The sequence below is a fragment of the Arthrobacter sp. ZGTC412 genome, from assembly GCF_002929215.1.
Lineage (GTDB): Bacteria > Actinomycetota > Actinomycetes > Actinomycetales > Micrococcaceae > Arthrobacter.
Genome location: NZ_PJII01000009.1, coordinates 110,198 through 136,190 on the forward strand (window position 1 = coordinate 110,198; position 25,993 = coordinate 136,190).

The 25,993-nt window shown below is 62.0% G+C and carries 25 protein-coding genes and 3 pseudogenes; 9 read left to right on the forward strand and 19 right to left on the reverse strand.

Annotated elements, in window-relative coordinates; translation table 11 throughout:
- Positions 1-126: 126 nt before the first annotated feature.
- The 4 genes and pseudogenes from CXQ88_RS12315 to CXQ88_RS12330 form a co-directional block, all read left to right on the forward strand.
- A pseudogene (locus tag CXQ88_RS12315) lies at positions 127-543 on the forward strand (CoA transferase); the annotation flags it as partial.
- A gap of 1 nt (position 544) precedes the next feature.
- Positions 545-2,063, forward strand: a pseudogene (locus CXQ88_RS12320) (carboxyl transferase domain-containing protein).
- 644 nt (positions 2,064-2,707) lie between these two features.
- The gene (locus tag CXQ88_RS12325; RefSeq protein WP_104044447.1) at positions 2,708-3,826 is read left to right on the forward strand and encodes an aminotransferase class V-fold PLP-dependent enzyme; all 1,119 of its coding nucleotides are present in this window, start codon (positions 2,708-2,710) and stop codon (positions 3,824-3,826) included.
- Between the two features lie 190 nt (positions 3,827-4,016).
- On the forward strand, positions 4,017-4,442 hold the full coding sequence (locus CXQ88_RS12330) for a YybH family protein (RefSeq protein WP_104044448.1): 426 nt from the start codon (positions 4,017-4,019) through the stop codon (positions 4,440-4,442).
- Between the two features lie 512 nt (positions 4,443-4,954).
- Here the strand turns inward: CXQ88_RS12330 and CXQ88_RS12335 are convergent.
- The 6 genes from CXQ88_RS12335 to CXQ88_RS12360 all read right to left on the reverse strand — a co-directional run bounded on the left by CXQ88_RS12335 (position 4,955) and on the right by CXQ88_RS12360 (position 9,274).
- The gene (locus CXQ88_RS12335) at positions 4,955-5,305 is read right to left on the reverse strand and encodes a GNAT family N-acetyltransferase (protein ID WP_104044449.1); all 351 of its coding nucleotides are present in this window, start codon (positions 5,303-5,305) and stop codon (positions 4,955-4,957) included.
- A 26-nt stretch (positions 5,306-5,331) separates the two neighbouring features.
- On the reverse strand, positions 5,332-6,345 hold the full coding sequence (locus CXQ88_RS12340; protein WP_104044450.1) for a pirin family protein: 1,014 nt from the start codon (positions 6,343-6,345) through the stop codon (positions 5,332-5,334).
- Positions 6,342-6,854 (reverse strand): carboxymuconolactone decarboxylase family protein, encoded by a 513-nt coding sequence (locus CXQ88_RS12345; RefSeq protein ID WP_104044451.1) that lies wholly within the window; start codon positions 6,852-6,854, stop codon positions 6,342-6,344. Before CXQ88_RS12345 ends, CXQ88_RS12340 begins: the two co-directional genes overlap by 4 nt.
- A gap of 123 nt (positions 6,855-6,977) precedes the next feature.
- Entirely contained in the window at positions 6,978-7,613 is a 636-nt protein-coding gene (locus CXQ88_RS12350) for an alpha/beta hydrolase (protein ID WP_104044452.1), read from the reverse strand.
- Between the two features lie 10 nt (positions 7,614-7,623).
- On the reverse strand, positions 7,624-8,595 hold the full coding sequence (locus CXQ88_RS12355) for a ring-cleaving dioxygenase (RefSeq protein WP_104044453.1): 972 nt from the start codon (positions 8,593-8,595) through the stop codon (positions 7,624-7,626).
- Between the two features lie 136 nt (positions 8,596-8,731).
- Positions 8,732-9,274 carry a YceI family protein gene (locus CXQ88_RS12360; protein ID WP_104044454.1) on the reverse strand — a complete coding sequence of 181 codons (543 nt, stop codon included), beginning with the start codon at positions 9,272-9,274 and terminating at the stop codon, positions 8,732-8,734.
- A 172-nt stretch (positions 9,275-9,446) separates the two neighbouring features.
- Between CXQ88_RS12360 and CXQ88_RS12365 the strand changes: the two genes are divergently transcribed.
- Both CXQ88_RS12365 and CXQ88_RS12370 read left to right on the forward strand, forming a co-directional pair.
- Entirely contained in the window at positions 9,447-10,508 is a 1,062-nt protein-coding gene (locus CXQ88_RS12365) for a maleylacetate reductase (RefSeq protein WP_104044455.1), read from the forward strand.
- A gap of 147 nt (positions 10,509-10,655) precedes the next feature.
- Positions 10,656-11,234, forward strand: a complete 579-nt coding sequence (locus CXQ88_RS12370) for an NADPH-dependent FMN reductase (protein WP_104044456.1) — start codon at positions 10,656-10,658, stop codon at positions 11,232-11,234.
- Between the two features lie 171 nt (positions 11,235-11,405).
- Here CXQ88_RS12370 and CXQ88_RS12375 read toward each other — a convergent pair whose 3' ends face one another.
- Positions 11,406-11,987, reverse strand: a complete 582-nt coding sequence (locus CXQ88_RS12375; protein WP_104044457.1) for a dihydrofolate reductase family protein — start codon at positions 11,985-11,987, stop codon at positions 11,406-11,408.
- Between the two features lie 63 nt (positions 11,988-12,050).
- Positions 12,051-12,890 (reverse strand): helix-turn-helix domain-containing protein, encoded by an 840-nt coding sequence (locus CXQ88_RS12380; RefSeq protein WP_181037500.1) that lies wholly within the window; start codon positions 12,888-12,890, stop codon positions 12,051-12,053.
- A gap of 228 nt (positions 12,891-13,118) precedes the next feature.
- On the opposite strand from CXQ88_RS12380, the gene CXQ88_RS12385 reads away from it, so the two are divergent.
- Positions 13,119-13,541: a DUF4913 domain-containing protein gene (locus tag CXQ88_RS12385; RefSeq protein ID WP_181037501.1), complete on the forward strand. Its 423-nt coding sequence runs from the start codon at positions 13,119-13,121 to the stop codon at positions 13,539-13,541.
- A 12-nt stretch (positions 13,542-13,553) separates the two neighbouring features.
- Positions 13,554-13,685, forward strand: a pseudogene (locus CXQ88_RS22360) (DUF4913 domain-containing protein); the annotation flags it as partial.
- Between the two features lie 91 nt (positions 13,686-13,776).
- On the opposite strand, the gene CXQ88_RS12395 reads toward CXQ88_RS22360, so the two are convergent.
- The 5 genes from CXQ88_RS12395 to CXQ88_RS12425 all read right to left on the reverse strand — a co-directional run bounded on the left by CXQ88_RS12395 (position 13,777) and on the right by CXQ88_RS12425 (position 19,885).
- A complete protein-coding gene (locus CXQ88_RS12395; RefSeq protein ID WP_104044460.1) occupies positions 13,777-14,109 on the reverse strand; it encodes a histone-like nucleoid-structuring protein Lsr2 in 333 nt (110 codons plus the stop codon).
- A 484-nt stretch (positions 14,110-14,593) separates the two neighbouring features.
- Positions 14,594-16,183, reverse strand: a complete 1,590-nt coding sequence (locus CXQ88_RS12400; RefSeq protein WP_104044461.1) for an FG-GAP-like repeat-containing protein — start codon at positions 16,181-16,183, stop codon at positions 14,594-14,596.
- Positions 16,184-16,388: 205 nt separating this feature from the next.
- Positions 16,389-16,946 carry an HAD family hydrolase gene (locus CXQ88_RS12405; protein WP_219816325.1) on the reverse strand — a complete coding sequence of 186 codons (558 nt, stop codon included), beginning with the start codon at positions 16,944-16,946 and terminating at the stop codon, positions 16,389-16,391.
- Positions 16,947-17,721: 775 nt separating this feature from the next.
- Positions 17,722-18,549, reverse strand: coding sequence for a DUF1206 domain-containing protein (locus tag CXQ88_RS12415; RefSeq protein WP_104044463.1), 828 nt, complete (start codon positions 18,547-18,549; stop codon positions 17,722-17,724).
- Between the two features lie 883 nt (positions 18,550-19,432).
- Positions 19,433-19,885 (reverse strand): hypothetical protein, encoded by a 453-nt coding sequence (locus tag CXQ88_RS12425; protein WP_104044464.1) that lies wholly within the window; start codon positions 19,883-19,885, stop codon positions 19,433-19,435.
- A 446-nt stretch (positions 19,886-20,331) separates the two neighbouring features.
- Here CXQ88_RS12425 and CXQ88_RS12430 point away from each other — a divergent pair, with 446 nt between their 5' ends.
- On the forward strand, positions 20,332-20,811 hold the full coding sequence (locus CXQ88_RS12430; protein ID WP_104044465.1) for a hypothetical protein: 480 nt from the start codon (positions 20,332-20,334) through the stop codon (positions 20,809-20,811).
- Positions 20,812-21,510: 699 nt separating this feature from the next.
- On the opposite strand, the gene CXQ88_RS12435 is transcribed toward CXQ88_RS12430, so the two are convergent.
- From CXQ88_RS12435 to CXQ88_RS21575, 6 genes are all read right to left on the reverse strand, one after another.
- Positions 21,511-22,170, reverse strand: a complete 660-nt coding sequence (locus CXQ88_RS12435) for a hypothetical protein (RefSeq protein ID WP_104044466.1) — start codon at positions 22,168-22,170, stop codon at positions 21,511-21,513.
- Positions 22,171-22,323: 153 nt separating this feature from the next.
- The gene (locus CXQ88_RS12440; RefSeq protein ID WP_104044467.1) at positions 22,324-22,956 is read right to left on the reverse strand and encodes a hypothetical protein; all 633 of its coding nucleotides are present in this window, start codon (positions 22,954-22,956) and stop codon (positions 22,324-22,326) included.
- A 20-nt stretch (positions 22,957-22,976) separates the two neighbouring features.
- Positions 22,977-23,717 (reverse strand): hypothetical protein, encoded by a 741-nt coding sequence (locus CXQ88_RS12445; protein ID WP_146069203.1) that lies wholly within the window; start codon positions 23,715-23,717, stop codon positions 22,977-22,979.
- A gap of 351 nt (positions 23,718-24,068) precedes the next feature.
- Complete coding sequence (locus CXQ88_RS22125; protein WP_146069204.1) at positions 24,069-24,263, reverse strand: hypothetical protein; 195 nt, start codon at positions 24,261-24,263, stop codon at positions 24,069-24,071.
- 167 nt (positions 24,264-24,430) lie between these two features.
- Positions 24,431-24,916, reverse strand: coding sequence for a DUF2306 domain-containing protein (locus CXQ88_RS12450; RefSeq protein ID WP_104044490.1), 486 nt, complete (start codon positions 24,914-24,916; stop codon positions 24,431-24,433).
- Between the two features lie 220 nt (positions 24,917-25,136).
- Complete coding sequence (locus CXQ88_RS21575) at positions 25,137-25,838, reverse strand: hypothetical protein (protein WP_146069205.1); 702 nt, start codon at positions 25,836-25,838, stop codon at positions 25,137-25,139.
- Positions 25,839-25,993 lie beyond the last annotated feature (155 nt).

Sequence of the window (25,993 nt, forward strand, 5' to 3'; positions counted from 1 at the left end):
ATGGCTTGTGTTGGCGTCCCTCTGACGCTAGGTTCGCGGGCTGTGGCCTGGCCGCCGCGGTGGCCTGTTCAGGTGTGTGGGGTGGCGGGTTCAGGACCCTGGCTGGTGGGCCTTCCGCCTGCCGTGGCCGCCTTCGGCCTGGACTCCGCAGCGCCTGGCTTTGCCAGCAACGCCGAAAGGGTGCGGAACCGCGCGGAGGTGATAGTCGCCGTCGAACGCGTCTTTGCCAGCTACGGCGCCGCGGAACTGCTGGACAAACTGAACGACGCCGGGATCCCGGCCGGGAAGGTCCGCTCGCTGGACGAGGTCTACGCGTGGGACCAGGTGGCGTCGCAGCGGCTGGTAATTGAGGTAAAGCACCCGCTGCTCGGCAAGGTTAGCCTCCCCGGTCCGCCGCTGCGGTTCTTCGCCCCGGGCGACGCCGCGGAAACCACCGTCACCGACCATGTGGCCCCACCGCTGCTGGACGCCGACGGCGGGCCCATCCGGGAGTGGCTGGGCCTTGTCCCCGCCGAAACAACTGCCACCGCGGGGGCCAAGTAGCATGCCGACGACAGAAAAGGTACGGCACCTCAGCGCCGCCGAACTCTTGGATGCTGTGGTGGACAAGGGCTCATTCGTCTCCTGGGACACGGAGCCGCAGCAGCCCGCACTGACCGAGAAGTACGCGCACGACGCGGCCAAGGCGAGGGCGTGCAGTGGCACGGACGAATCCGTGATGACCGGTGCCGGTTTCATCCGTGGACGCCGTGTGGCACTGATCGTGAGCGAGTTCTCCTTCCTGGCGGGATCGATCGGACACGCGGCCGCGGAGCGGATCGTGGCCGCCGTAGAACGGGCCACATCCGAAGAGCTGCCGCTGCTGGCGGGCACCGCCTCCGGCGGCACGCGGATGCAGGAAGGCACCCTGGCGTTCCTGTCCATGGTGAAAATCACCGGCGCGGTACGGGCGCACCGGCGGGCCGGCCTGCCGTACCTCGTCTACCTGCGGCATCCCACCACCGGCGGTGTGATGTCCTCCTGGGCGTCTCTGGGCCACATTAACGTGGCCGAACCGGACGCCCTGTTGGGTTTCCTCGGGCCACGGGTTTACGAGGCGTTGCACGGCGAAGCATTCCCGGACAACGTGCAGGTGGCGGAAAACCTGTTCAGCAAGGGGCTTATTGACGGGGTGGTGGAACCCGACGAGCTGCCCGACCTTGTGGGCCGGGCCCTGGATATCCTGGTCCCGCGCCGGGATTCCGGGTCAGCCGCCTGGCCCGACGCGCCAGCCACGCTGGCAGTCCGGCCCGCCAAGGTGGACGCCTGGACTTCCATCAAAATCTCCCGGCGGCCCGACCTGCGCCAGCTCCTCAAGTACGGCGCCACCGATTCCCTCCCGCTGAACGGGACTGGGCAGGGAGAGAAAGATCCCGGGCTGCTACTGGCCCTGGCGCGTTTCGGGACCCAGTCCTGCATCGTGTTCGGACACGCGCGCCCACTGCGGAAGGATGCCGCCGGTATGGGTCCCGGCTCGCTGCGGGAGGCGCGGCGCGGCGCTAAGCTTGCGGAGGAACTGCGGCTGCCGCTGCTCACCGTCATCGATACCGCCGGTGCGGCACTCTCGCAGGAAGCGGAAGAAGGCGGCCTGGCCGGTGAAATTGCCCGCTCGCTGCACGAACTGATCGGGCTGGAATCACCGTCTGTTTCGGTCCTGCTCGGTCAGGGCGCCGCGGGAGGGGCGCTGGCGCTGCTGCCGGCGGACCGCACCATCGCGGCCCAGCACAGCTGGCTGTCCCCGCTGCCGCCCGAGGGCGCCAGCGCCATCGTCCACCGCACCACCGCCTTCGCTCCGGCCGTGGCACAAGCCCAGGGCGTGAACGCGGCGTCACTGTACGAGAACGGGCTGGTGAATCACATCGTGGATGAACGGGACGACGCCTCCCTGGAACCGCGGGAATTCTGCGCACGAATGGCCCACGCCATCGAATACGAACTGGTCAGTCGCCGCGGTGCCGGTCTCGCAACTGGTCGCTTCACGGGCACGCAAGTACCGGAACCTGGGCGGACAAACCTCTGATTGACGAAATTCCTGACTCGTCTTGTATGGGCATAGTTCAAACGAGTCTTGAGAGTCCGCATTATGCCGGTTCCAATGTCGTGAGGACTGGCACCCGCGGTTGTGTGTCGTTGCTGTGTACCTTGCGCTGTCGATTCGACCGCTGTCCTGTTCCGTCCATGGCTGGGGTCAATTCAGGTTATCCACAGCTGGAAATTGGGAGCCGGTGGGAAGCTCCCTGGCAGCAGTAGCGGTGGATATCTTATGAGAATTGTCCCGGCTGTGGGCGTCGGTTGCCTACCTCTACTCACGGTAGAGCGGAGAGTCACTTCCGGCCTGTCAGGTTGGGGTGTGCTCTAGTTAGACCACCATACGGCCCGTGAGCTGCGGTTTTAGTTTAGACCGCCTACCGGAAAGCGCGTCCGCGCCTGGCAGGCCTGCGGCAACTGGGTCCGGAGAATCGCTTCGAGGCGAGACCGTTCCGCGTCTTCGCGGCAGATCCGGAAATGACGAACTCCGGCCAAATAGCAGTTGGCCGGAGTTCCATCCGACATCCTGCAGGCTGAGGCTGGTCGGGGCCTAAGTGCTCGCAATACGATGAAGGCGTCTCTACCCAGCTAATGGTTAGGCCCACGCTCTAGCGATGCTCGGGCTCATGGAGGTGCTCTAATGTCAGTAGGTGACGTCCGGAGACTCTTTCCCGGGGTAAAAGACACCATTTACCTCAACACAGCGAGCATGAACCTTGGCTGCAACCCGGCTCGTGATGCCTACGAGCGGTCGGTTGAGAAATGGTCTGCGGGGAAGTTCGACTGGAGCGAAGCAGAATTGGCCGGGGAGGACGCTCGCAGCATTTTCGCCGAAATTATCGGCGCCACCGCCGCAGACATCGCTATCGTTCCGGCGGTAAGTACCGCCGCTGGGATTGTTGCCTCGAATCTACCCTGGGCGATTCGCGGCGAGAACATCGTCGTCGCTGACAATGAGTTCACCTCGAACTATTATCCCTGGGTGCTGCTACGAGAGCGCGGCTACGAAGTGCGGGCCGTCACGCCGGTCGGGGAGGGCCCGGCGGTCGAAGAGTTTGACCTCGCTGCTGACGGCGGGACCCGGCTCATCGCTGTAAGTGCAGTTCATTCAGCCAACGGCTACCGCGCCAACCTGGAAGCCATCAGCAAAATCGCGCGAAAGTCTGGAGCATGGCTCTTCGTTGACGCCTGCCAAGCTGCTGGGGCGGTACCGCTGGACGTCGTACGCGACGGCGTCGATTTCCTTGCAGCCGCCAGCCATAAATTCTTGCTGGGCTCGCGGGGAATGGGCTACCTCTATGTCCGGCCTGAGTTGCTGGATCGGCTGCACCCCGTCGGCCCAGGATGGAAGGCAGCACGAAAACCAGCAGAAAGCTTCTACGGGCCAGCGATAGACCTGTCACCCACCGCATCCAAACTCGATGCCTCGCTTGCCTGGTTTCCAGCAATGGCAGAGCAAGCGTCATTAGGCATCTTCCGCCAGTTTGGAACGACTGCGCTTCTAGAGCGAAACGCGCAACTGGCGACCCGACTGCAGGACGCGCTGACATCACACCGCTTGCCCTTTTGGCCCATCGTTGAGGAGAACCGTTCCACCATCTTTTCCGTCCAGGCCGACGACACCGAAGCCGTCCTGGCACGGTTTCGCCAGGCCAACGTAGTCGCTTCTGTCCGTGCCGGGAGGATTCGGCTGGCTGTGCACTTTTACAACTCCGAGGACGAACTCGATCGAGTCGCGGAGCTACTTGTCCGTTCTTGATCAAGTCATCCGGTTCTGCGGCGTGCCGTTGCATGTCGGGCGCCTCCCCTCCCCCCTGTAGACGCCGATATAGGACTACATTCTTCGGCAAACGAAAGCCGCTGGACTTCACGGGACGGCGGTGCAACCATGGCCGCAGAGGCGGCCGCCGCTCGGCGACAAGGGTTTCAAGCGGGACTTTGGAGGGACCATGTCAGGGACTGTCGATCTGATCCTGGAGCAGTACCATCGGGCGCTTGATGCCGTGGTCTTCGGTAATTCCGCACCAATGAAAGAGCTGATTTCTCGACGGGAAGACGTCACGCTCGCCAATCCGCTCGGCCCGCCTGTCAGGGGCTGGGGAAACGTCGAGAAAACGATGGATCATGCCATCTCCCATTTCCGCGAGGGCGAGCCGACCCGGTTCGAGCGAATTTCAGAGTTCGTCGGAACCGAACTGGCCTACATCGTCGAGCTGGAACGCACGCGGGTAAAGATTGTAGGGTCCGACGAACTGGTACCGATCGCCCTCAGGGTGACAACCATTTTCCATTTGGAAGACGGGGCCTGGAAAGTTCTCCACCGCCATGCCGATCCCATAACTGCTCCCAGATCGATCGCATCCATCGTCCAGTAGCAAGAACGAAACCGGGCCGATAAACTCCTCTGGCTCAGCAAATCAGAGCCGCTTAAAAGGCCAGTCCCACGCCCGTTCTTGTTCGCCGATAACGGATATTCCGTCAACCAGTTCGGCCGGGCATGCCCGTGCTTACTGATCACGCGGCCGGAACTGGTGGCGAGGGACTCTAGTCCGTCCATGGCTGGGGTCAATTCAGGTTTTCCACGGCTGGAATTGGGAGCCGTTGGGGTAGCTCCCTGGCAGCAGTAGCGGGGGATAATTTATGAGAATTGTCCCCGGCTGTGGGCGGGCGGACCGGGCTTCTCGTTCAAAACGTAGATCAATTCCGGTTGTTCCTAGCGTCAGGCAAAAGAGCATGTGCCAGGTTTGGGGGTGCCCTAAACAACTCCTGGCCTCTACGCCAAGTCTCCGAACTTTCCGTTATTGGATGCCGTGTTCCGTGCTCGGTCAACTCTGTAGCTAGTTGCCGTTAGGACAGTCGTTTTAGACGATGGAGCCTGTCGGCTGAGTTACTGGCTGCCGGCGTGTTGCACGGCGGTGAGGTGTTCGGGGTGGACGGGGGTCATGCGGGGTTGGTAGTCAGGGTGTTTGCGCAGCCAGGTCTTGACGTAGGGGCAGACGGGCACGACGGCGATTCCGGCTGCGAGGGTGTCGTCCAGTGCCTCCTGCACGAGGCGGGCGGCGAGGCCTTGCCCGGCGTAGTCTTCGCTGACTGTCGTGTGGTAGAAAATCCGCTGCGGTCCCTTTCCGGTGGTGTGGGGGAGGTAATGGGCTTTGCCGATGACGGCGTCGCCGTCGAGGAGTTCGTAGCGGCGGCGTTCGGGGGCGTTCCGGACAGTGGTGGTGGCGTTGTTTTCCAAGAGAAGGGCTTCCTTGAGATCGTGCTTCAGCCGCGGGGGCGTAACTGGACGTTGGGCAGCTCCGGGGCGGCCAGCGGGTCCGGGTAGCCTTCGGGATAGGGTCCGAAGCGAGGGTATGGGGCCCCGTCCGGGTAGGTGTTGCCGGCAGGAGGCTCCACTGGCTCGGCGCCGATTTCGGCCTGCCATGCAACGCGGTAGCTGACGACTTCGTCGTGGGTTCGACCGACGAAGTTCCACCACATCACGATGTGTTCCCCGAGTGGTTCGCCGCCGATGATCAGCACCCGGGCCGGGGTTTTACCGGCTTGGAGGACGATGCTGCTCCGGCCGGGCGCCAGGTAGTGGAGGTGGTCCACGGACATGGGTGTGGCGTCCAGGGAGATTTCTCCGGTGTCGACCAAGATCCCGTGTTCAAAGGAAGGGTCAAGGTTTAGTTCGATGCGTGAACCTGCCTTGAGCACGGCCTCGGCGCCGAGCAGGGGAGGGGTGTGGGTGGCCACGGGGGAGGTGGATCCGGCCAGGGAGCCGATGAAGACCCGCAGTTCTGTGCCGTCACCGGAGACGGGTTCCGGGGCATAGTGTTCGAAAGTCGGGGGCATGTTCCTGGTGGCGTCGGGCAGGGCGTACCAGAGTTGGGCTCCGTGCAGGATGCCGGTGTCCGGGGTGGAGAACTCCTGGTGTGAGATTCCACGTCCGGCGATCATGAGGTTGACCTCCCCGGGCCGGACGATCGCCTCGTAGCCGGCCGAGTCGCGGTGGGCGATTTTGCCGGTGAAGAGCCAGCTCACTGTGGCTAGGCCGGTGTGGGGGTGCCGTGGGACGCGCATGCCTCCCGATTCCGGGACGAGGTCAGGGCCGTAGTGGTCCAGGAAGCACCAGGCACCGATCAGGCTGCGTTGCTTTTGGGGAAGGGTACGTCGGACGGGCATGGCCCGCGGGCCGCCCAGGGGAACTTCCCGCGGAACCAGGAGCTCCACCTCCTTCGTGCCTGCCATTTCGGCGCAAATGATTTCTTCGGGGGCTGTTTCGAGGTTGCTCATGACAGGACCCTTTGGGGTGCGGTTGTCGGCTGGGTGCTGTGGCTGGCCGCGGTTCGGGGACGGACGGGATGGCCGCTGAGGACGGACACACGGTTGAAGGCGTTCATGGTGATCGCGCACCACTGCAACGCCGAAAATTGCGCGTCGGTGAGAGCGGCGTGGGCCGCTGCGAGTTCGGAAGAGAGGTTTCTGTCATGGTGCAGGGCAGTTGCGGCTTCCCCGATGGTCAAGGCGGCGCGTTCAACGGCCGTGAAGATCCCGGCTTCACGCCAGGCGGGCAATACAGCCAGCTGCTGGGCGCCGACTCCGGCTTCGCGGGCCAGGCGGTCATGCAGGTCCAGGCAGTACGCGCAGCCGTTGAGCTGGGAAATCCTGACGCTGACCAGCTCCACTACAGCCCGGGTCAGGCCAGCGGCTTCGGCCACCGTGGAGACCTTCAGCGCCAGGCCGTTCAGCGCCCGCCAGCTCCCGGGATCGGATTTGTCCCGAATAAAAACCGGCCATAACAACTCCTTTTAGTAGGACAGGACGCGGTGGTCGGCTGCACCGTCCTGGTCCCGCAGCCGCTGATCAGCTGACTTATGCGACCCTTATGATCCTTGCAATACGAAAGCTTCGAGGCAATGTTTGCCTTATCGGTTGTGGCCGAGCCAGGCCTTTGCGGCCTCGAGTTCGCCGGGTTGAATCCCGTGCCCGCCAGGGCGCAGTACCTGCTCCACTGTTGCCCCTTGGAGGGTGAGTTGGGAGATGAGCTTTCTTACGCTGGCCAGCGGGGCCATGGGATCGGCGTCGCCGTTGAGGGCAAGGATCTGGCTGCCGGCCAGGGTCGTGGGGGCGGTGCGCTCACCGAGCGGGTACATTCCCGAGAACGCGATGACCCTGTCCAGGGCCTCGGGATGGAGGATTGCGGTGGCGAGGGCAATGTTGGCGCCGTTGGAGAACCCGACGGCGATAATCCGGTGGTCGCCGAGGCCGTAGTGGTCCCGGGCCGCACGGATGAACTCTGCCAGTTCCCGGGAGCGGTCGATGACATCGTCGACGTCAAATACTCCTTCGGCATGCCGGCGGAACCAGCGCAGCATGCCGTGTTCCTGCACCCTGCCCCTTGGAGCGAGGATCCCGGCGTCCGGGTCCAGGGCACCGGCAAGGGAGGCGATGTCGTGTTCGTTGCTGCCGGTCCCGTGCAGCATGAGCAGCACGGGACCGTCCCCGAGGCCTGGGGCGTAGAGGTGGGGCCAGGCAGTGACCTCGGCCTTGCTTGTGGTCATGTTCTGGTTCCTAGCGTCCGGCCAGTGCCGGGTTGTTTTCGGCCGGCAGTTGGAGGCGGGCCATGGAGCCCTCGATGGCTTCGCGGGAGGGCTCCATCCACGGCGGAAGCCTCAGGGACCGGCCCAGTTCCAGCAGCGGCTCGTCGATGTCGAAGCCGGGGGTGTCGGTGGCGATTTCGAACAGCACCCCGCCCGGTTCGCGGAAGTAGATGGAGGTGAAGTACTGCCGGTCAAGGATTTCGGTCACGGCGTAGCCGCGTTCGGCCAGGTCCTGGCGCCACAGCTCCTGGGTTGCGGTGTCGGGCACCCGGAAGGCGATGTGGTGCACGGTGCCGCCTGCGACCAGGCCCGAGGGTCCCTTCGGGTCGGCGACGACGTCGACGATGTTGCCTGCACCGCCCGCTCCCGCCTCCAAACGGATCCGGTGAGCGGTTTCGCCGGTGATGCGCAGGCCCAGATCCTCGGTCAGCACCCGCAGGGTGCGCTCCGGGTTCCTGACGGTCAGCACCGAGGAGTGCTGGCCGCGGACGGCGTATTCGGCAGGGACCGAAGCGGAGTCCCACGGGTTGCGGGGATCGGTGATTGAGGACGCCACCAGGTCAAGCTGCAGCCCGTCCGGGTCACGGAGCGACAGGCGCTCCTCATCCGGGGAGACCCGGGAAATGCTGGAGTTCACGCCGAGGGCGTTGAAGTGGTTCTGCCACCAGCCCAGGGTTCCGGCGGGGACCGAGAAGGCCGTGGTGGTGGACTGTCCGGAGCCGATCCGGCCCGGCGCCACCTTGCCCCACGGGAAGAACGTCATCAGCGAACCGGGCCGGCCCGCCTCATCCCCGTAGTACAGGTGGTAAGCCGAGGGAGCATCAAAGTTCACTGTCTTCTTCACCAGCCGGAGCCCGAGGCCCTTGATGTAAAAGTCGATGTTGGCCTGCGGGTCACCGGCGATTGCGGTGACGTGGTGCAGACCGGACGTGGGAGCGGTCATGGTGTTTCCTCCGGGTTCTGGTAGTGTCCCGGTCGAGCCTTCCGGCGGCCGGTATAGATGCAAATGCATCTAGTTTGCTGATTATTCCCCGGCTGCCCGGCGCTGCGTGCGCGGCCGGGTGAGCCGGTTTCAGCGCTTAGTTGGCGGACAGTACGAAGGCTGCGTCGACGTTGATGGTGACCTTGTCGCCGACCAGGACGCCGCCTGCTTCCAGTGCCGCGTTCCAGGTGATGCCGAACTGCTTGCGGGAAATCACCGTTGTGGCGGAGAACCCGGCGCGGGTTGCGCCGAAGGGATCAACGGCTGCGCCGCCGAATTCAACGTCAAATTCCACCGGCAGGGTGGTGTCTTTGATCGTGAGTTCGCCGGCGAGCTTGAACTGCTCGGCCGAGCCCTGGGCTCCGGAGGAGCGGAAGGTCATCGTGGGGAACTGCTCAACGTCGAAGAAATCCTGGCCCTTCACGTGGGCGTCGCGGTTGTTGTCGTTGGAGTCAAAGGACGCGGTGTTGATCGTGGCGCTGACTGCAGAGGAGTCAAGGCCGCTGCCGATGACCAGGGTCGCGTCGGCTTCGGTGAACTGGCCGCGGACCTTGCTGATGCCGGCGTGGCGGACCACAAAGCCGACTTCGGTGTGCGCGAGGTCGAGGTTCCAGGTGCCGGGGGTGAGTTGAACAGACATTTTTTCCTCCTGAGATGCGGAGGGAGCGCCCCGCCGATACATGCATTTGCATCTAGTTTGGCGAGGTTTAGTTGAAAGTCAAGCGTGTACGGTGGCTCGTCCCGTGTTCGGGTGGTGGGTCGGTCCGGCCTATATTCGGCCGTGTCATTTCCACCAGCGGGGAGTTCAAGGCATGGGTCTGAAGTTTGAGCACGTCACCTTGGGTCAGCGGGTGTTGTTCGGCATGGGTTTGGCCGGGGCGAACCTGGCTGCCGAGGTGGCCAGGTTGGGCGCGAACAGGGTTATGGTCATCTCTTCAGCCTCTGAGGCCAGGCGGCTGGCGGCCGTCATGGACAACATCAGCGTCGCCCTCCATTACGGGGATGTTGCCCCGCATGTGCCGCTGGAGAAGGCCGAAAAGGCCAGGGCGGCGGCTGCGGAGAGCGACATTGACCTGATTGTCTGCGCCGGGGGTGGATCAACCACGGGCCTGGCCAAAGCGGTCGCGTTGACGCTGAGGCTGCCGATTATCGCCATCCCGACCACCTATGCGGGCTCGGAAGCGACCAATGTGTGGGGCTTGACCGAAGCGTCCAGGAAGACGACGGACCTCGACGACGCTGTCCTGCCGGTAACGGTCATCTATGACGCCGCGCTCACCCTGGGCCTGCCGGTGGAACTGTCCGTGGCGTCCGGGCTCAACGCCCTCGCGCACTGCATCGACTCGATGTGGGCACCCCGGGCCGACCCGATAAACGCCGCCCTCGCCGCCGAAGGAATCCGGGCACTGAACATGGCGCTGCCCGCCATCAAAGCCGACCCGCTGGAACCATTCGGACGCGAACATGCCCTCTATGGCGCCTACCTGTCCGCAGTCGCGTTCGCTTCAGCCGGATCCGGAATGCACCACAAGATCTGCCACGTCCTGGGCGGGGCCTACAACCTGCCGCACGCCCAGACCCACGCCATCATCCTGCCGCACGTCCTCGCCTTCAACGCCCCCAGCGCACCCGAGGCCCGGGACCGGATCGCCGCAGCCTTCGGAACAAGCCGTGCACTGGACGGACTGAACGCCCTTCAGGAAACCCTCAACGCCCCCACAGCCCTGAAGGACTACGGCCTGCCCCAGGAAAGCATCCCCGACGCCGTGCAACTGATCCTGCCGGCCATCCCGCCGTCAAACCCACGCGAAGTCACCGCTGAATCACTCGAAGAACTCCTCCACCGCGCACACACGGGAGCGCCAGTCCTGTGACTATCATCGGGCGGGGCTGGCCATGCAAACCAGCTCCCACCGCTTCCCGTGACACACCTCACGCGAGAAAAGCTTGATCATTCAACGATGCACCGGGCATGATGGATACAGCAAATATATGCATATGCATCTAGTTAGGGAGTCGCAATGACCAGGATCGCCATCATCACCGGCAGCACCCGCCCGGGCCGCATCAACCACCAGGTCGCCCAGTGGGTCCTCGATCAGACTGCGGACCGCACGGACGCCGAATTTGAAATCGTCGACATCGCCGACTTCAACCTTCCGATTCTGGACGAGGCCTACCCGGCCGCCTACCAGAACTACCAGAACGACCACACCAAGGCCTTCTCGGCCAAGATCGCCGAATTCGACGGCTACATCTTTGTGGTCGCCGAGTACAACCACTCCATCAGCGGCGCACTGAAGAATGCCCTGGACTACCTCAACGTCGAGTTCAACAACAAGGCCGCCGGCTTCGTTTCCTACGGCTCCAAGGGCGGGGCCCGCGCCGTCGAGCACCTGCGCGGCATCGCCTCTGAACTTCAGCTGGCACATGTCCGGAACCAGGTCATGTTCTCGATCTTCTCGGACGTAGAGAACTTCAACACCTTCAAGCCCACAGAACAGTCCGCCGCCGCCCTCGCCCCGATGCTGGACCAGCTGATTCTCTGGACCCGCGCCATGGAATTCGCACGCAGCGAAGCGCTCGTAACCGCCGGCTAGCACCCGCCCCAGGGAACTGAACCGCCGAACGCTGAAAGATCGCACTAAAAGCCCCAGGGCCCGCCCCTGGAGCTTTTCAGCATCTCGCCAGCAGCGATGCACAAACGCAGCCGGAGGCCCCATCTCGTGTCATCGTCGCAGTGGACTTCTTCGCGTACCCCCTCAGATCGGTCAACGGCGCACCCGATAGCGCAGGTGAAGCACCCGGTTGCCCTGAACAACTACGTCTGGGTCTTCCAGCAGGTGCTGCGAGTCGATGGAGCCGAAGTAGCGCTTGCCGGACCCGAGCATGACGGGTGCGACGTCCATGCGTACCTCGTCGACCAAACCTGCGGCGAGCACCTGGCCGCCGACGTCGCCAGCAGCGACCTCCACAGTGCGGTCACCCGCGAGCTCCTTGGCCTTGGTCACGGCCGCCTCGATGCCGTGGACGAAGTGAAACGGCGCGTTGGGGTCCCAGCCCTCGGGCGGCGGCCGGTGCGTCACGACGACCACGTGGTCGACACCGCTCGGCGGCGTGCCGTCCCAACCGTCCGTCATGTCGAAGACGTGGCGTCCGGCGATCGTCACCCCGATCTGGTCCCAGTAGGGCCGGATGTGGTCGTAGGACGCTTGCGACACGTTCAGTACGCCGCTGTCGTCCAACGGCACGTCACCGCTGACCAGCCATTCGAACAGCGGACCGGGATCGTCGTTCTCAGCGGCGATGAAGCCATCCACCGAGACCGACGCATTCATGACTACTTTCCCCATTGGTTCCTCCTTTGTGTGGAATCCCAAGTCTCGTGTGCCGTGAGAGGTCGCTCTTGTAAGAAATCAATCGGCCGGCAGCGGCCAGCCCTCCAGCGCGTGGTCGGGATGCTCGCGTAGGAAGCGTTGCCGGACTTCGACATACCGGGTGGGAGTGAGCCCGGTGTACTCCCGGAACTCGTGGACGAAGTGGGCCTGGTCGAAGTAGCCCGCGCGGGCAGCAACGTCGCCCCAGTCGATCAGTGCAGCGACGTCGATCGCCAACACGGTGGAGGTGAAACGGTAGCTGCGTGCCAGCCGCTTCGGCGTGACGCCGATGACCTCCTTGAACCGCTTCGCCAAGTAGGTGCTGCTGGCGCGGGCCGCCATGCCGAGTTCGCTGATCGGCACCGCTCCGCCGGTTGCCGCTATGGCGCTGCTCATGTGGCGGACAATGTCCAGGCCGTCGATCGGCCGCAGTCGTCGCACCAGTTCCTCCTCGAGCACCATCAGCATTTCGTGCGGTGCGCCCGCCAGGGTCAGTCGACGGCGCAAATCAGCGATAGCGGGCTGGCCCCAGATCTGCTCCACAGTCGCCGGTCGATCGCACAACTCGGCAGCAGACAGCGGAAGGAACGGTGCCAGCCCCCACGGCTTGAAGTGGACGCCAACGGACATAGTCGGGGTTGGGTAGCCGAAGTCCCACGCACGGGTGGGCGCGGTGACCGCGCAGCCGTCGGTGTATTCCACGGCTTTTACGCCGGTGCCTGCGCGGATGAGAAACGGCGCCCCGAGGTTGACTATGAGCAAAGGCGCGGGCGCCGCCGGCAGCATCAACCGGGAGTACGGCGGGGCGCCCTCCAGGTAGTAGAGGTCGTCGGTCAGCCCGTCGAGCGGCGGACCGGGCACCCTGGACACATATTCCATGCGTACATCATCGCCGACGGCCCATCTGGCACCACGCGCTGTACCAATCCCATGCCGCCTGTCCATCCTCCCCGCCTCCGGTGCCCCGGCCACCATGATCGAAACAATTCCCTGGATGAACGGGCCCCATGCCCAAAAGGTCAAAGACTCCCTCGCAGCCAAGGCAACAACTGAGTGTGCCCCTGTGACGGTTGCCGCCCACAATCCATGCACGGACGGGGACAAGGCGTGAGTGAAGAGTTCGGGGACGCCTTCGGGGACGACGAGGAGCAGTCCCCGGCCGGCGGGCACAGCCACGCTGAGCTCGAACCGGGTCTGGTGTACTCCAGTGCCGTGGAGTTCTTCGCTGACCTCCTGGCCCAGTCCTATGTCCGGGAAGTCAACGAGGGCGCAGCCTACGCGTGGTGCTCTGAGTGGTGCAAACATCCCGAAGCCCTGATTCGGATGGAAGCCATTTGGCGGGCGTCGGAACACTCACGCCTGGAACCCGCTCTCGGGGTCAGCACCTGGTGGCTCAACCATGCCGCCCCGCACAAGCGTGTCCTCATGGAAGGCCCGTTTAAAAAATGCGCCTACGACGGGCACAAAACCCCCGCCCGGGACAGAACTGCTCTTCCCCATAAGACCCCTGAAGTCGGAATCTTTGACTAGCGCCGCTGGATGGTGAGCGTGCTCCTCGACCCGCGCGGGCCATTTTACAAATGCGACATGCAAAAACGCCGGGACCCCGAACATCTCGAACCAAAGAAAGCCCCAGCGGGTTGGTTCCCAGACGTGCGGACTATTCTTGTATGAAAAGATCAGCTCAGGATGCAGTATCCCGCGAACAAAAAATCAGGGCCGGAATCAGTAATTGATTCCAGCCCTGATTTTGTTTTTCCTGGCTCTAGTGAGCCGCTTCGTACTTCTCTACAACTTCCGCTTGGATACGACCACGCGTATTTACCTGCACGCCATTCTCAGCCGCCCACAACCGCACCGCTTTGGCGTCCGGGCCACTGTGCGAGGAGGACTTGGTACGAGGTGCCGGACGGCCACGTCCGCCAGCTACTTTGCGGCCGGCGTTGGTAAAGCGTGCCAGTGCTTCACGCAGTTCGTTAGCGTGGCCCTCATTGAGGTCGATCTCGTATTCACTGCCGTCGAGGGCGAAAGATATAGTCTCTTTAGCTTCCGAGCCGTCAATATCATCTTCCAGCAGCACAACTGTCTTTTTTGCCATGAAATAAGGCTAGCAGTCTGTTGAACAAGCGGATGTGCTACCCAACAGGAACTCACCAGACGAGAATCAGAGCCATCACGACGAGGCCTTTAGTACTCGAATTTTGAGTGGGAAGGAGGAAAGGGGCACACGTCATAACGGTACGGAGAGAAGTGAGCAGTCCACAGTTGGGGTCAATCCGGGTTATCCACGGCTGGATCGGGAGCCGTTGGGGTAGCTCCCTCAGCAGCAGTAGCGGTGGATAACCCATCAGGATCGTCCCCGGTTGTGGGCAGCGGAACTGATTGTCCAGACGGTCTTTCGACAATTGTGCAACAGGATGTTGCACAATTGCCGAGCACCCGCCCGCGCAAGCTCGTCAGGGGACGACTGTCAGGTTTGAATCTAAGACTGTCCGATGGGCATGTGCAGGAACTACGGCGTTGAAGGCAACGTTCGCGCCGTCCCAGAAGGCGGCCGTGAAGCCGCATTAAACCGGGCGCTGTCAGAAGAGCGGTGAGAGCCCGTTCCAGCCCGGACCCACCTGGACCCGCGAGAGGAAGCCGCCGGTGCCGTTGCCGGGGTAGAGCCACAGCACGCCGGCACCGTCGCGGGCCAGCAGGTCGGGACGGCGGTCGCCGTTGAAGTCGCCAGGGCTTACGACGGCGGTCATCACATTCCATCCGCTGCCCACCCTGGTCCGGGGCAGCCAGCCGCCCGCGCCGTTCCCGCGGTACAGCCACAGGACGCCCGTCGCGCTCTCGCGCGCCAGGACGTCGGCTGCTCCGTCGCTGTTCATGTCCCCTGGGCCGACGACGGCGCTGAAGATGTTCCAGCCGCTGCCGACGAGAACCCGGGGCAGGAAGCCGCCGCTGCCGTTGCCACGGTACAGCCATAGATTCCCGTTGCGGGTTTCCCTCGCGAGGACATCGACCCGCTGGTCGCCGTTGAAATCGCCGGGGCCGACGATGGCGCTGAAGATGTTCCAGCCGTTGCCGATGCGGACCCGGGACAGGAAGCCGCCGGTGCCGTTGCCGCGGTAGAGCCACAGGTAGCCGGTGGCAGTTTCCCGGGCAAGGACGTCCAGCGCGCCGTCCCCGCTGAAGTCGCCCGGCGTCTCGAGAGAGTTGAAGATGTTCCAGCCATTGCCGATGGACACGCCGGGGAGCCGGCCTCCGCGGCCGTTCCCGGGGTACATCCGCAACTCGCCGGTGGCTGGCAGGCGGGCGAGGATGTCAGTGTTCCAGTCGCTGTTGAAGTCCGCGGTCGACCCGGAGAGGCTCGATGCCGGAATGGGCAAAGGCGTGAACGCATAGGGATCGCAGGTGAGGTCGTAGTCCCGGGTGTCGTCGTACCACTGGGAAATGTAGACACGTCCACCCGAAAAACTCGGCTGACGGCAGCGGTCCAGCGCCTCGCCGGGATAGTCCAGCCTGCCGGCCGTTGCCCACACCGGGACGCCTGGCAGCCGCCACGAGCCGGTGATGCTGGCCCACCCTGACGCAAACGAGTAGAGGCCGTACGAGAATTTCGCATCCCGCAGGGCGCGCATGATGCCCTCGATGATGTACCGGTTTTCGCGCTGCTGGGCTGCGGTAGCCGTGGGCCAGGGCTGGGCCGGCCGGGGCTCAACGTCGATCCACACCACCCGCGGCGCAAAGCCCACCCGGGCCAGGCTGGCTATGGCGAACCGCCCTTCGGCGTACCCCACGTTGGACAGCTGGCCTGCGCGGGTGGTGGAGGACCAGGGGCCCTGCGTCCGGTAGGCGGCGAGCTGTCCAGACGTGGGGAAAGCCGCCATGGCGTACGCCTGCGCGGGCTTGTTGTTGGTCCTGGCCCAGCCTACCTGGCTTGCCAGGCACGGGTTCTCGGTGAAGGGCAGCCCCTTCGTCAGGCCGATGATGACGAACTGGGACGACGCGGGCGGCAGGGGCAAACCGAAGCCGCCAGCCGCCGTCGAGCATTGCGGCCACGAGATGTCGTGGCCCCTCAGGGACACAGCCTGGGCGGAAGGCGCGCCGGGGACGAAACCCAGGAGGAGTGCGAGGAACGCGAGCACGGCCGTAAGGGCCCGCATCCCCGATGCCCGGGTCATGCTGGCCGCCCGCTTTCGGATGCTCCCAGCGGGCAACTGCGGGTGTCCCGCCCCAAGGCCACGGCTACCAGCCCCCCGGATTCCAGCGCATGGGATTCAAGCTCTAAATGACGAACTTCAGCGTCCATCGCCGCCGCTCCTTTGCTTTCACCCAGTTTACGGTCGGGGGCGGCGGGCCGATAGCTAGATGTATTGACCTGAGAGGTCAGCCACCAGCCAGTTTGGATCTAAGACTCTGCTGCGGGGCATGTTCAAGAGTTGCCTTCCGACCCCCAGTTGGATGATCCCCAACCATCCACCCCCCTGCCACTCCGCAGCCGAGACGGCCGGCTGCTATTTGCAATAGCTGGGCATCCGGCTTCTTTGTGCCTTCCGCCTCAGAGATGGTGACAGCCTCCACATACGGTTCAAGGCCCACTGTGCGGATTCTGAGCGCCTGCTGCGCCGTAGTCCCGTTGGTGACAATACCTATTCTCCACCCGGATTCACGGGCATTCTCGAGAGCCTGCGCCGTGGCGGAATCCAAAGTCATTAGGTCAACGTGGTCGTACAGGAGTTTTTCTACGAGGGCTTCGACGGCCAGGCCGGTTTCGAAGCGCTCCTCGATGGCGCGAGCCAGGGATTCCCTAGGTTCATAACCGTCTCGGTCGGCCGCAATAAGCCATGCAGTCTCTGAATCGACCCTCCCGAGTGATCGAACAAAATCGGGGGCCCAGAGATTAAAGGCGGAGGCTCTGTCGACCAAGGTGTTGTCTAGATCCACAAGTAGCAGCATTTCATGAGACAACGTGCCTGAAGTGGAGGGACGCAGGCCCTGCAGCCTTGGGTCAGTTATTCGTTCAAAAGCTACTCGGCAATTTACCCACCGACCACCCGGCCGCGGATATTCAGGATATAGGAAGGCACCGAGAAAGAACGGGCTTAAGCAATAGTGGACAGCTTTGAGCTGCGCGGAGGGGCTCCACCTGACCACAATGGGCACAATCCGGACAACGCAATCGCTTCACCTTCAGCCACGACCTGATGCCTGGTTCGTCAGTCTGGGCTCCGCCCTTGACCACGAGTCCTTCGACTCCCGTGGAAGGCGTGTCCTCGAACCAGGTCTTTGCCAAGTCCCGGTCAGTGGTGGTGGGGGAGAGGTTCAGCGTACGCCGCTTTCGCTTGCTGCCACGCTCAGGGAATGGTTACGTGTTTGTCGACCCTGTCTGTGAACGGAGGCTCGTCTGGGCACTCGGATGGCCAGCGTCGTCACCGACTGTCGCGCCCGACGTTGATGACACCGGATCTTGGAGTGTGGCATTAGCTGCCGCGCCGCCCAATGCAACTATTGCTGTAGCACCGACTATGAATAACCACCGTTTAGCTATCGATCTCATGATTCCCCCCAAGTCTCATTCTGATCGGAATGCTGAAAGTATCATGCAGTACCGCAGCGACAGGTCGTGTGCAGTTTGCCGGTAAACGGCGGCATTCTGTGATTTCTTCTTCGCACCGCTGGGGCCAACTGTCTCGAAACTCTAGTTGGCCGGGCGGGAAGCTTACATCCGCGCGAATTTGGCCTTCACCATCAGGTAGAGCCCGTAACAGATCAGACCGGCGCCGACGGCGGTTAGCATGTAGACCCCGTACGGTTGCTCGCGCAGCGCCTTCAGCCCGCCATCCAGGCCGGTGGACTCCCGAGGGCTGGCATTAACGGTGGAAATGATGAACAGCAATCCCACCAGAAACAGGGCGATGCCTTCGGCTACATAGCCGACCACTCCAAGCCCCGTCACGACGGACCGGGCGGTGCCGGAGGGTGGCAACTGCAGATCCTTTTTGAAGGATCCTTTGACTCCGAAGACCACGAAGACAAGGCCGGCGATGGCAATCGCGGCCCCGATGGCGATCAGCAGGAACGCACCCCCGGGCGCCTTGATGATGGAGACCGTGAAATCGCTGGTGGACTGTCCACCGGTCTTGCTGTTTCCGCTGGCGGAGGCAGCGAACGTCAGGGCTATGATTGCGAACACCACCGCTTTGCCAGCTGCGGAAAGCTTCTTTCCCACTTTCTTCCGCGCCTCCAGGTGACCGTAATCAAAGACGGCGTTGCTGGCTTGCCAGAGAGCCAGAGCAACGCAGGCGGCGAATCCGGCCCACAGCAGCAGCAGACCCTGCGGCTGGGAGGCGAGTTGGGCGACTGCACCGGCTTGATCTGCCGGTCCCGCCTTTCCCGCCGTGCCTAATGCCAACTGGATGGCGACGAACCCGATCAGCAGGTGCAACAGGCCGCTAACAGCAAAACCTGCCCTGGCGGCAATCACGAGAGCCCTCGAGTTGGATGCATCCTCGACCGCGTTCGCGGCGTCCTTCAGCTCTCTCTTCATTTCTGATCCTCGGCGCAAGCTCAGGTGCAGATACGGTGGTGCGTAACGCTTATTTTGTCACGCGAGTACACGCACAGACAGGCCTGGCCGAAGCCCAGCGAAGCAGCCTCCGCGGGAGCCTGTTCGGCCAGGAAGCCATGCGCCGCGCTGGGCCGCGGCTTCGCAGCCAAACGCCGACCCGGCTACCCTCCACCAAGACCCTGACTGATCATCTGCACGCATCCCGGACAGCGGCTGGGTCACAAACGGGCTCGCAGTGAGGACAGCATTAACGGCGTACAAGGCGCCACCGGAGGGTACGTCGGAGCATGCATAGTGCGGAGCTATCAGAGGACTCACCGGTTAAGCGTTTCTCTCTCGCGTCTCGCGCTTCTAAGTAAGGTTCCTCATATGCAATTCTCAGACGTTCTCTTCATTGGTGCGGTTTGGATGCGCCCCTGCTGGGGGCCGCCACCAGGAAGTCCCAGTTCCAAGGAACGGAGTCAGCAGATCCCTCATGGCTCGTGCATCCTCCGGTCCCGGAAGTTCTCATTCCGTGGCGATGAGTTCGACTTCGAAACCGTGAGTTCGCGATGTAGGCGGCATGGTGCCCCGGCCCGCCGGCGTGCGGGTACTTGTCCGGGATAGGGAGTCCCAGCCATTGGTCGCGGCTTCCTGATACGCAGGAGCAACGGATGAATTCCCGACATGGGTCAGGTTGGAGCCCTAGGAGGTCGGGCCGACGGGTCGGTGATTGCCGTAGCCACCTGATACCCACATCTTCGGCTGGATTTCACTGACGTTCGGTGGCGGTTTGCCCTAGCCGAACAAGCCGAACGTTTCGGCCTCAGCCTTATACCCAAGATGTTCTAAGTGACACCTGAGTTGCAGTGCCTGGAAGCGCCTAGTTCTTGCCGCCGTCGACCACACGCAGGGCAGGGGGTTCTTTCGGCCAAGGATGTAAGGTGTCGACCCGCTCAAATCCCAGGACGCCTTCAGGCTTTTCGAGGATGGCAGAGTCCTGGTGGGAGCCCGCAGCGTGGGCAAGTGCCGCCAACACAAGATCCAGCAACGCCCGGTCGAGACCAGGTATAACGTCTGAGAGGGCAACCTGCTCCTCGCCTCCCAGGGATGCCGCGATCATCATGAACTGGCGCTCACCGCCGGAGAGCCCACCCATGTGCTCGGGAATGGCTTCGAAATCAATCCAGCTCCGGCCTTGCTCATCGCTGTGCATCCATGGCCAGCCCGGCTGGGTGAAGCGTCCGTTGAAGGCACGGAGGAGAAGTTCTGTGGCGGCTTCGCAGGGGAGGGAGCCTCGCGCCCATTCACGTAGTGCCTGGGGAGTGGTGGTCATGGGTGCATCATGTCACGGCCGACGGCTCCGACGTGGTACTGCAGCAAGGGTCCATCAGGGGCCGCTAGCTGCTTAACGGGTGACAGAGGGTCGATCGAACGAGCTGATCGGCGCTTGAGTTCACGAATCCAGGAATTAAGTATCCCGAGTATTCGGTGCCTCATTGCCCAGCATGCGCGTCTTAGCGGTCATAACCTAATCCGGGCATCAGGATCAGAGCACGCTCGGGACGATGTAGTCCACCGTTGCCGGGTTTTCCATTGTCGGTCCAATTTGGAGGAGACGGTCGAATCGCTCCCGACGACGGCAAAGATCCTGCTCCCTGTCGGTGGTTTTGTTCCGGTACGAGTCAGAAAAATATCCCTAGTGATACCGGTGTAAAGCAGTTAGGTAGGTCTAGTGTGGGCTGGGTCGGCAATCGCCGCGATTACCCTCAGGTAGGGTGCATGAACTCCAAACAGTCCAGCTCCGATCAGTTTATGAAGTACTTGAAAAGTGTCGGAAGTTCAGAATCCGATATCAACGCCGCTGCCTACGCGGTCAGTGATGACGACACCGTGGAGAGCGTGGTCTCGCGCCTTCGGATGGAACAGCAGGAGCATGGCGGCAACGCCAAGGACCCCTCGGTTCTCCATGCCTCGGCGCAGGTGATGATCAGCAGGCGGGATGAACGCGACCCGGTCAACCATGCGGGGGCTTCCCAGCCGGGGGAGTACCAGCTGGATATCCATCACAGCGCGGGTAGCACGACACGGGAAAGCATCCCTGCGAAGGACCTTGAGGACGCCAAGATCTGGGCACAGGCACGAATCGAAGCCCAGGGCGCCGAGTTCGCAGCCATGTACTTCCCGGCCGGCGGGGGCGACTCACCAGGGACGGGAGCCTTGGTAGCCAGCTTCGACCGTTCGGTGGGCTGGTACCGATAGCCGAAGTTGCTCTCCCGAGTTTCGACCCGGGCCGGCAGCGTCCGGGCTACTACTTCAAAGCACCCTTACCAGTAAAGGCCTTGGTCCCAGGACCGCTTGGGACGAGGCAGAAGCCTCCTTCCCCTGCGCCTGGAACCGGATTCGGGGATTGACGGTGTTAGGACGCGAGATCCAAGCGCGTTAGGCCAGTAGTGTGACTATTAGCCTATTCAGGTCTTCCGTTTTGTAAGGGCGCTGGACTTCCACTCAAAAACTGAATATGAAGGCTGACGGCCCGACCTATCCGGGTAAGTGCCTGATAAGTCCCGGAAATGCGCGGACTCAAGACAGTTGTCGTTGAGACGAGTTCCTGCGACAGGCAAGGGGCCGCAGGTGCAGCCGTCACCCTGATTTCCGGGGACGGGAGGAGTGTCTCGAAAAGCTGTTGTTTTTAGAGACGCATACCTGGCGACCAGGAAGCGAGGAGAGAGGGCTTTGGAAGCCCAACCACACGTTCTGCTACGTCGTGCAGTCTGAAAACAAACACAACGCGGAAAAGCTGGAGCTGACCCACTGGCGACTCACCTCAGCCGTCTCCAGGGTCCCGGGGATGTGGCGGGGTCAGGCTTCCGGGATTTCGAGATCCCACGTTGAGGGGTCGACTTGGTCGGGGTCGGGTCCGCGGAAAAGGACTCCAGTTATCCCTCGGGGGCTTAGGGTCTATTGGCGTGCTCGCATGCGGAGTTCGCTGGAGATTTCTGGCCAGAGCATGCCGATGAAGAACACGCAGGCGTCGCCTTCGTTGTCCCACCGTCGGAGATCGTCTTTGTTGCCTCTTTGACCGACAAAGGTTTCCCACATTCCGTCATCGGCCTGCATGATGCATGCGTATTCTTCTCTAAATTCCCCGATCCAGTAGGCCTCTGGGTCTATGCCGACCTGCTGAAGCATATGTCCCAGCTCGCCGACGTTCATCGGAATCATCATGGTGTGACCTCTCTTATGAACCTTTGTCCAACAGCTCGTTGGTTTTGAGGTTGGTCCTTGGACCCTGCCCCGAATGCGGATGAATAGGGCAGCGAGCATCGCCCCGAAGAAGAACACCGTGAGGATGGCCAAGATCGCCAATGCCGGGTTCGTCCACGGCGGCACCATGTCGTACTCGGCGTTGCACTTTGTGGTCAGCGGGAACAGCTGGAGCTGCTCATGCGCGTTTTGGCTGCGGTACTCGTGGTCGTACGGCTGACCAGCACCCAATTCGCACGCCTCCGCGACATCAAGCCCGCCGGCGAAAACACCTTGGAAGAAGGCCACAACGAGGAGAAAAGCTGACAGTGCAGTCAGTTTCAGCCAGAACCCGGCCGGTTTGATCTTGCCCATTGTCAGTCCCCATCACTACAGGCCGAGTCTACAGTCCGCTATCCGCCGCCAGTCAATGACCCGTCAACCGGACCAGACCTGGTCCTCGGAGCTATCCCGGCACCAGCCAACTGGACCGGTTTCGCTACTCTGCGCTGTCGATCAGCCTATGATTCACGCAGTGGCCCGCCGCAGCGTCTCGCCGGGAATCACCTGAGAGCTTGAGAAGTGAACCCAGTCATCGGTCCGGCCCTCATCGAAAAGGCGGCGTGCCGTCATCTGGCACTCCTGCATGTCCCGTCGTGTGCCGCGCGGGTCGTAGCCGACGGCACCACCCAGAAGAGTCGAATCCACCAGGCGGGTCACGCCAGGCGCGGTCATCACCTCGTACATGGTGTGTCCGCGCCGGAAGGGCCACTTGCCAGTTGGGACCTCGATCAGGCGAAGGTAGGTGTATCCATGGGCGAACATAGTGTTCCCCATCTGCTCGAGCAGCGACAATGACTCATCAGCGCCAAGTGTGAAGTCGGTCATTTTCTGCAGTAGCTCCTGATACTGCTGGTGGAGCACCTCGTCCACCGCCCCGTCCGTCTTCTGCACGTACCTGTCGCCGAGTCCACCAGCACCTCCCCGGAGTGTCAGGCGAACCCATGCACGGGTTTCCTCAACGGCTTTGGCTGCAGGATTGGATAGAAGATACTTCGCCCGGGCCTCATAGTTTTCGGCCAACTGCGGCTGACGGATGATTCGAAGCAGCCCGGAAAACGTCAGCATATCGAGGGCCAGCGAATTTACGTCCGTCGTCATCTCCGACTCCATTTCAGGTGTTATGCGCTGAGGCGCAGGTCGAATGCGATCTCTGCCGTGTCCCACTCCGGACCGAGTGACGCTGCGGTCGGATTCTTCAAGAACTCTTTCAGCGCCTCATCAACGGTCCCAATGTCGCTGACATAGCGGGAGGGAATGAAGCTTTCGATGCGTCCGATCGGGACCTCTACCGGTCTGTCCTCTGCTTGCCCGTGGCTTTGCAGGACCGCCCATGAGAAATCATTGTCCGCATCATGGTTGCGGTGGCACACCAGCTTCGATGGCAGGCTTCCGGCGACTTCGAAACGGGCGGGACCATGTTCCACTACCAAGCGGTGGTGGAGTTCACCGTCCAAAATATCCAGTACCTGCTTGGCAGCCTTGCGAGCCTCAGTCAGGGTATCGATTCCCCGCCCGTTTACAGTCCACGTGGCTTTCATCTCGGACTTTTTAGCCACGAGCCTCCAGGCAACACCGAACTGGGCCCCTGCAAGATATCCGCCCATCCACATGAGTCCGGGTTGCCCCAGCAGCATGCCGACGACAAGAAACGATGCAAGGAACAGGAAGTTCAGCCACCTCCAAGGCAGGCCGAAGCGGAATACATAGGTGCTGAGAGCCAGCCCTGCAAGAAGCGGCCCGATGTCCGCTGACACCGACGAGTTCACGCCGAACAGCATGAGTGCGACAGTTCCGGCCAGCACTACCGCACCGAAAATGGAGTAAGACCAGATCTCATTCCGGTTTTTCTTCCCTGCCACGCTCAACCCTTTTCCTATCCTGATGGTGTTTCCCGCTCATCGCCCAATCTACTTGGCACTCCAACTCGGCTCCCCAAGTCTGGGTGTACGGCGAGCCTATGTTCTTGAAAACGAAGGATTTCAAGAGAGCATCGAATCGAGAAGCAGACGATGATGCAGCGCTATGACTTTCGGCGGTAAATGGCGGCGTTTTCACAGCGCTTTTGGCGCATGTTGCAGCACGGAAGGGGATCCTCATGCGCGACGCCTCTAGCTGTCAGCTGCGGCTAGCAGTAGCGCGACATGCGTGCCGTTAAGCCCGCTTCCAGATGAGCCGAGAACGTCACCACGCATGTGCCGCTGGTTGCTCAGCTAGATATTGGGATCTGAGGCACGAAGCGAAAGAATGGCCCTGGCAGCGAAGGTAACGCCGGCTAGCAAAACTAGGACCGCCGAGACGATGCTGTACCAAACCCCATTGGAGTTCAATGCAATATATACGCCGACAAGAGAGAAAATAACTGCCCCCAGCGACCAAATGAGCGTTGCTCTCATGGTGTTATTCATGACATCAGCCTAAGGGCTGCATTGATGAGTTAGGTTTGCGGTCGCTTTAGTGGACCGGCTCCGCCGACTCGTTCCCCCTACGTCCGGTGAAGGATCGGCTTACCGGAACTTGGAAGTGCCAAGGCCCCTGTCACAGCTCCCTGGGTGCGTGGGAATATATGGCAGGACTAGGAGATGGGGACCGTCTGGGTCTTGCCAAGCTGGGCTACGCCAACGACGGTGAGTGCTGCTGTGCCCAGCAAGACCAGGATCAGCACCCCCAGAAGCGGGAGTTCGTGGATGGCGAGCTGGGGAATGCGGCGCGAGGGCACTGCCAGAACGCCCAGGAAGGCGCCGACCAAGCCAAAGTAGCTGCCGGTCATGAAGCTGCGATGCGCCTTGACGTTTCTCCTCCAGATTGCCCACAGTCCCGCTGTTAATGTGCAGAACGTCAGCACTGAGAGCGCGTGAAGCCAATTGAACCCTCCGTCGATGGTTCTGATCCCGAACGAGGTAAACACCACGACATACATAGAAACAGCCCAAATTCGGCCCACGATCCGATGGATGCTGCCGCCCTTGGGCCGGCGCAGCAGGTTCACGGCTCCGAAAATCAATGAGTAGCTGGCGGCGATTGCGTGAAGCGAGATCAGAATGGTCCAAGAGGGAGGCATAGTCCGGAGCATAGCGGACGGTTTCCGTAGAGGGATCCCTTTGCGGGCGCTGGCAGGCGGTGCGGAACGATTACAGATGCCACCGCATAACGGTCAATCCACAGCTGGATGGGTTCGCTTCCCCATCTGCTGTAGGACTGCACTCTAGAACCGGCCGTTTATGATTATCACCCTCCCTTAATTGATGCATTCCCTTGTTTTCGGAGTACGTGCGCAATCGCTAGTCAGTAACGCTTTCAAGTGCACGCAGCTCATGTGAGATCAGTTGCTCAAGTCTTTCAGCGCTACTTCTACTAATCACCATCTGCTTCTCCGAATCCGCACGCTCGAGAAGTCCAAAAACCAAGGTCTCATCCCCACAATTGCGCTCTTGACTGGCCCACCGAATCAAGGTCTCAGCCCTATCCCAGTGGCGCTCATCCGACTCATCCAACCTGACGGCCAAAGCATCCTCGAACGACTGCCTTCCTTCATCGACACGACCCATCCTCATTAGCACCAGGGCGTGTCCCCGGAGTGCAAAAACTCTTTCCAGTCCCGACTCCGCCCTTTTCAGACCCTCTCGGAGAAGTGATTCAGATTCTCGAAGATGACCAGCACTAGAGAGCCCTGCGGCCACTGTGCGTAGCTGACTTATGGTCAAGCCTCCCTTGACAAGTTTTGAGAGCTGCACTGCCTCAGCACACAATATTTCCCGCCGGCCATTTGCAACTGTGTATAGGGCAGCAGGAACTGGCCGCTGACTCTCAACGTAAGAATCGTGATCCTTGTTCAGCTCATAAGCAACTTTGTTCAGCTCATCAATGACGGTATTGAGTCTTAGTGACGTCTGTCGTTGGCTTTCCCGATTCTTGCTCCATACGCTGTAGATAGAGACCAAGAGTGCGATAACACTGACTACAAATGGTGCCGCATCGTCCATGAATGTTCCTCCTTGGATAAAGAGCCGGAGCGGTGCGCAGGTAACGTCTGGCGCCAGCTTGAGTTAGCAGAATATAGGGCCTTATGCCCAAAGCCAGCGCCGCGTTTCGGCAGCGCATCCTTCTACTGCCGGTAACTGCGTTGTCTGGACTTTTA

Excerpts from the sequence above, each read along its gene's own strand:
- CXQ88_RS12325 (WP_104044447.1), top strand. The coding sequence starts at position 2,708 with ATGTCAGTAGGTGACGTCCGGAGACTCTTTCCCGGGGTAAAAGACACC.
- CXQ88_RS12330 (WP_104044448.1), top strand. The coding sequence starts at position 4,017 with ATGTCAGGGACTGTCGATCTGATCCTGGAGCAGTACCATCGGGCGCTT.
- CXQ88_RS12340 (WP_104044450.1), bottom strand. The coding sequence starts at position 6,345 with ATGAGCAACCTCGAAACAGCCCCCGAAGAAATCATTTGCGCCGAAATG.
- CXQ88_RS12350 (WP_104044452.1), bottom strand. The coding sequence starts at position 7,613 with ATGACCACAAGCAAGGCCGAGGTCACTGCCTGGCCCCACCTCTACGCC.
- CXQ88_RS12355 (WP_104044453.1), bottom strand. The coding sequence starts at position 8,595 with ATGACCGCTCCCACGTCCGGTCTGCACCACGTCACCGCAATCGCCGGT.
- CXQ88_RS12360 (WP_104044454.1), bottom strand. The coding sequence starts at position 9,274 with ATGTCTGTTCAACTCACCCCCGGCACCTGGAACCTCGACCTCGCGCAC.
- CXQ88_RS12365 (WP_104044455.1), top strand. The coding sequence starts at position 9,447 with ATGGGTCTGAAGTTTGAGCACGTCACCTTGGGTCAGCGGGTGTTGTTC.
- CXQ88_RS12370 (WP_104044456.1), top strand. The coding sequence starts at position 10,656 with ATGACCAGGATCGCCATCATCACCGGCAGCACCCGCCCGGGCCGCATC.
- CXQ88_RS12375 (WP_104044457.1), bottom strand. The coding sequence starts at position 11,987 with ATGGGGAAAGTAGTCATGAATGCGTCGGTCTCGGTGGATGGCTTCATC.
- CXQ88_RS12380 (WP_181037500.1), bottom strand. The coding sequence starts at position 12,890 with ATGGAATATGTGTCCAGGGTGCCCGGTCCGCCGCTCGACGGGCTGACC.
- CXQ88_RS12395 (WP_104044460.1), bottom strand. The coding sequence starts at position 14,109 with ATGGCAAAAAAGACAGTTGTGCTGCTGGAAGATGATATTGACGGCTCG.
- CXQ88_RS12400 (WP_104044461.1), bottom strand. The coding sequence starts at position 16,183 with ATGACCCGGGCATCGGGGATGCGGGCCCTTACGGCCGTGCTCGCGTTC.
- CXQ88_RS12415 (WP_104044463.1), bottom strand. The coding sequence starts at position 18,549 with ATGAAGAGAGAGCTGAAGGACGCCGCGAACGCGGTCGAGGATGCATCC.
- CXQ88_RS12425 (WP_104044464.1), bottom strand. The coding sequence starts at position 19,885 with ATGACCACCACTCCCCAGGCACTACGTGAATGGGCGCGAGGCTCCCTC.
- CXQ88_RS12430 (WP_104044465.1), top strand. The coding sequence starts at position 20,332 with ATGAACTCCAAACAGTCCAGCTCCGATCAGTTTATGAAGTACTTGAAA.
- CXQ88_RS12435 (WP_104044466.1), bottom strand. The coding sequence starts at position 22,170 with ATGGGCAAGATCAAACCGGCCGGGTTCTGGCTGAAACTGACTGCACTG.
- CXQ88_RS12440 (WP_104044467.1), bottom strand. The coding sequence starts at position 22,956 with ATGACGACGGACGTAAATTCGCTGGCCCTCGATATGCTGACGTTTTCC.
- CXQ88_RS22125 (WP_146069204.1), bottom strand. The coding sequence starts at position 24,263 with ATGAATAACACCATGAGAGCAACGCTCATTTGGTCGCTGGGGGCAGTT.
- CXQ88_RS12450 (WP_104044490.1), bottom strand. The coding sequence starts at position 24,916 with ATGCCTCCCTCTTGGACCATTCTGATCTCGCTTCACGCAATCGCCGCC.
- CXQ88_RS21575 (WP_146069205.1), bottom strand. The coding sequence starts at position 25,838 with ATGGACGATGCGGCACCATTTGTAGTCAGTGTTATCGCACTCTTGGTC.